Origin of the sequence: Streptomyces prasinopilosus, from assembly GCF_001419695.1 — a bacterium.
In the GTDB taxonomy this organism is placed as follows: domain Bacteria; phylum Actinomycetota; class Actinomycetes; order Streptomycetales; family Streptomycetaceae; genus Streptomyces; species Streptomyces prasinopilosus.
The window spans coordinates 1-3,170 of sequence record NZ_LIRG01000716.1; the positions used below are offsets into that span (position 1 = coordinate 1).

The following is a 3,170-nucleotide window of genomic DNA, read 5'->3' on the forward strand; positions in this document are numbered from 1 at the left end:
GTTTTGACGAGGGACAGGCGGGGCGCGGGCGCGGACGGGGGTGTGGTGTTCTTCGCGGTGGCCGGCTTACGGGTGCGGGGAGCGGTGGTCTTCTTGGCGGCCGTGGTCTTCTTCGCCGTGCTGGTGGGGGTGGCCTTGCGTGTCCGTGCGGTCATGGCGGTGCTCCGTCCTGCGGGGTGGTGGTGTGGCGGTGGTGCTCCGGTGCTGGTGGGTGAGGATGAGTGCGGTGGCGGTGAGGCCGACGGCGAGGGCGATGCCGTCGGGCCAGGTCACCCCTTGCTCTCCGCCCGTGAGGCGAGAAGGTCCAGGAAGTTCACGGCGTCGTCATCGCGGCCGGTGGCCTCCATGAGGCGGGCTGCCTCGCGCAGGACCTGGGCGGTGTAGGCGTCGAGCGCGTCACGCACCTCGGGCTCGGAGTAGACGTTCATGTCGCCTCGGTCGGTGCGGACCATCGCTTCCAGGCGTTCGCGGGCGTTCACTTGTTCACCGCCGCGTGGGTGCGGTTGGTGCGGAGCTGCTTGAACGCCGTCTGCTCGAAGGAGCTGTAGCGGCGGGTGCCGGTGGACGTGTACGTGTCGACGTCGCACATCAGCGGCTTGCGGCCGGTCTTGTCCTTCGGGCAGGTGGCGGGGTGGGTGACGCCGACGGTGTGGGCCGTCTCGTGCCAGATGACGTTCTGCCGCTGGTACTCGTGGAAGCGGCGACCGGGCGCCCAGTAGTCGGAGTTGATGTAGGCGTAGCCGCTGTAGGCGGCACCGCGGAGGCTGCACGCGCCGGCGAAGGACCGGTTGGGGTGAGCAGGGTTGGGCTTGGAGATCCACCGGACGGCGATGGTGTGGCTGGGCGGGCACTTGCCGACCGTGGTGGGGACGATGCGGGTGGACACGGTGACCTTGACCCCGAGGTGGGTGGAGAGTTCGGCCGCGGTGTGCTTGACGTAGGGGGTGAGTTTGGTGCGGCTGGTGGTGTCGTGGAAGGCGATGGTCCAGGGCTGGGTGTCGATGTGGGTGATGTTGGGGGTCTGGAGTTTCCAGCCGTGGCCGGCGGTGACGGGGCCGGTGGCGGGGTGGGTGTCGTGGGGGGTGAGGACGGCTGCGGCGGTGAGGGTGAGGACGAACGCGGTGTTGGCGGCTATGCGGTTCATGCGGCACGCCCCTGGGTGCGGGCGAGCCACGTCTGGGCGAGCTCCATCTCCATGGGGGCGACGGCGTCCTGCTCCAGGCGGAGTTCGGTGACGCGGTCGCTGTAGCCGAAGGCGTAGGGGATGGAGGCGTGGTCGATGGCCATGGACGCGAGGACGACCATCTGGTCGACGGTTCGGGTCTGGGAGTCGTCGTAGGCGTCGGCGCGGCCTCGGTAGTAGTCGGGGTGGCTGCGGTAGGGGTCGGTGATGGGGGTGATGGTCTGGATGCTCATGGCGGGGGGCTCCGTTCGGGGGTCAGAAGGAGGCTTCGTAGGCGGAGACGGCGGCGTCGGTGGCGCGGTCCTGGCCGTCGCAGTCAGGGCAGGGCTTGCTGGTGTTCCGGTAGAAGCGGTGTCCCAGGTCGTGACCCTGCTTGCGGCGCGGGCTGAGGTCCTCGTAGGGGATCTCCTCGCCGTCGACCATCAAGGCCCCGTGGCCGCGACAGGTGAGGCAGAACCCGTACGCGTCGGTGTGTCCGGGCCTGATGCCTGTGGTCTGGGAGGCGGCGTGGTCGATGGCGTCGGCTGCACGGAGGATGCGGCCGATGACCTCGCTGGTGGTGGGTGGCCGGGTGGCGTTGGTGGGCGTGGTGGCGGCCCAGTTGGAGACGTGCTCGATGTAGTCGGGCTGGCCGTTGGTCTCGCAGACGTCGCTGCTGAGGACGGCGGAGATGGCGCGGATGGCGGTCATGGCCGGCTCGCTGGCCTCGATGAGGTCGAGGGAGGCGCACTCGTCGGTGAAGAACACGGCGGGTGCCGGCCGGTCTTCGGCGACGACGTAGGCGATGGCGCAGATGTCGAGGTGGTCGATGGGGCCGCGGACGGCGAACTGTTCGCCGCGGTGGAGGCCCTGGGTGTTGATGACAGTGGCCATGCGGCGGAGGACGCGGTGGGTGCTCATCGGTGTCTCCCAGCGGGTTGGTCGCCCGGCCGCGCAGTGCGGTCTTCATGCGCGGCCGGGCGGGCTCAGATGGGTCAGGCCAGTTCTTCGGTGACGTCGGTCCAGGCGCCGCTGCGCCAGTCGTCGTACGTCCGGGGGTTCGGCGTCCAGATCCACTCGCCGTCGGCAGTGCGGAGCCTGCCGTGCTGGCCGAGGGCGTGGGGTCGGCCGGTCTCCGGGTCGGTCGTGACGGACTCGCAGTAGAAGCGGAACCGCTCACGGCCGCCGGGCCGACCGACGCGGACCGCGTAGGTGTGGCCGGGCTCGAAGAAGTTGGCCGAAGCCGAGGGCTGGTCGCTCTCGGGCGTGTCGTCTGCGTCGTCCCGCCAGAATGACGGCTTGTTCTTCTCAGACGCCTCGGCCTGCGCGGCGGCGATGAGGTCGTCGAGGTGCTGGTCCAGCTCCGTCTCGCGGGCCTCGGCCTCGGCCGGGTTGTCGAGGATGGGGCGGAGGGCGTGGATGCGGGCGCGGGCGGTGGAGAGGTCCATGACGGTTCCGTTCTGGGTCAGTCGGTGATGGGGCGGGGGTGGTCGTGGCCGCAGGTCGGGCACTGGAGCTCGGAGAGGTTCCGGTTCGGTGCGTTCGTGGCGGTGACGACCACGCCGAGGGCGTGGGAGTCGAAGATGGCACCGCAGCCGCAGCCGCCCGCGTCGTTGAGGCAGGAGCAGCGGGCTATGTCGCGGGAGGCGGGGACCGGGAGGCCGGCGGTGAGCGCGGCTTCGGTCATGGCCTGGTGGTAGGCGTCTCCGGGGCCGGCGGTGTCGGCCTGCTCCATGAGCCGGTCGAACTCGTCCTGCTGTGCCGTGGTGAGGCTGCGGTAGTCGGTTTCGGTGCGCGGGAGGGCAGGGGTCATCACGGGCACGGTGGCTCCTGGGATGGCAAGGGTGGGGCGAAACGGCCCTGGTGGGTGGGCTGTTGCCGTCTTGGTGTGTCCACCGTACCGCTCTGCGCATGGCAATGCAATGCATATCCCGTGTCGGGTTCAACGGGCATGCGAAAGCCCCCGGCTCTCACTGGGGGTGGAGAGAACCGGGGGCCGTATCAGGGG

General features: G+C 70.1%; 6 protein-coding genes. All 6 read right to left on the reverse strand.

The annotated features are described in order from the left end of the window. Nucleotides 1-269: 269 nt before the first annotated feature. The 6 genes from AOK18_RS25105 to AOK18_RS25130 all read right to left on the reverse strand — a co-directional run bounded on the left by AOK18_RS25105 (nt 270) and on the right by AOK18_RS25130 (nt 2,975). Nucleotides 270-479 (reverse strand): hypothetical protein, encoded by a 210-nt coding sequence (locus tag AOK18_RS25105; protein ID WP_055695805.1) that lies wholly within the window; start codon nt 477-479, stop codon nt 270-272. Next, on the reverse strand, nt 476-1,144 hold the full coding sequence (locus AOK18_RS35185) for a hypothetical protein (protein WP_055695806.1): 669 nt from the start codon (nt 1,142-1,144) through the stop codon (nt 476-478). The genes AOK18_RS25105 and AOK18_RS35185 overlap by 4 nt, the downstream gene beginning before the upstream one ends. Continuing rightward, a complete protein-coding gene (locus tag AOK18_RS25115) occupies nt 1,141-1,416 on the reverse strand; it encodes a hypothetical protein (protein ID WP_055695807.1) in 276 nt (91 codons plus the stop codon). The genes AOK18_RS35185 and AOK18_RS25115 overlap by 4 nt, the downstream gene beginning before the upstream one ends. A gap of 22 nt (nt 1,417-1,438) precedes the next feature. Further along, on the reverse strand, nt 1,439-2,083 hold the full coding sequence (locus tag AOK18_RS25120) for a hypothetical protein (protein WP_055695808.1): 645 nt from the start codon (nt 2,081-2,083) through the stop codon (nt 1,439-1,441). Nucleotides 2,084-2,157: 74 nt separating this feature from the next. Next, nucleotides 2,158-2,610 (reverse strand): hypothetical protein, encoded by a 453-nt coding sequence (locus tag AOK18_RS25125; protein WP_055695809.1) that lies wholly within the window; start codon nt 2,608-2,610, stop codon nt 2,158-2,160. A gap of 17 nt (nt 2,611-2,627) precedes the next feature. Then, nucleotides 2,628-2,975, reverse strand: coding sequence for a hypothetical protein (locus AOK18_RS25130; RefSeq protein ID WP_157865175.1), 348 nt, complete (start codon nt 2,973-2,975; stop codon nt 2,628-2,630). Between the last annotated feature and the right edge of the window lie 195 nt (nt 2,976-3,170).

Coding starts and splice junctions, on each gene's coding strand:
- AOK18_RS25115 (WP_055695807.1), bottom strand. CDS start 1,416: ATGAGCATCCAGACCATCACCCCCATCACCGACCCCTACCGCAGCCAC.
- AOK18_RS35185 (WP_055695806.1), bottom strand. CDS start 1,144: ATGAACCGCATAGCCGCCAACACCGCGTTCGTCCTCACCCTCACCGCC.
- AOK18_RS25120 (WP_055695808.1), bottom strand. CDS start 2,083: ATGAGCACCCACCGCGTCCTCCGCCGCATGGCCACTGTCATCAACACC.
- AOK18_RS25125 (WP_055695809.1), bottom strand. CDS start 2,610: ATGGACCTCTCCACCGCCCGCGCCCGCATCCACGCCCTCCGCCCCATC.
- AOK18_RS25130 (WP_157865175.1), bottom strand. CDS start 2,975: ATGACCCCTGCCCTCCCGCGCACCGAAACCGACTACCGCAGCCTCACC.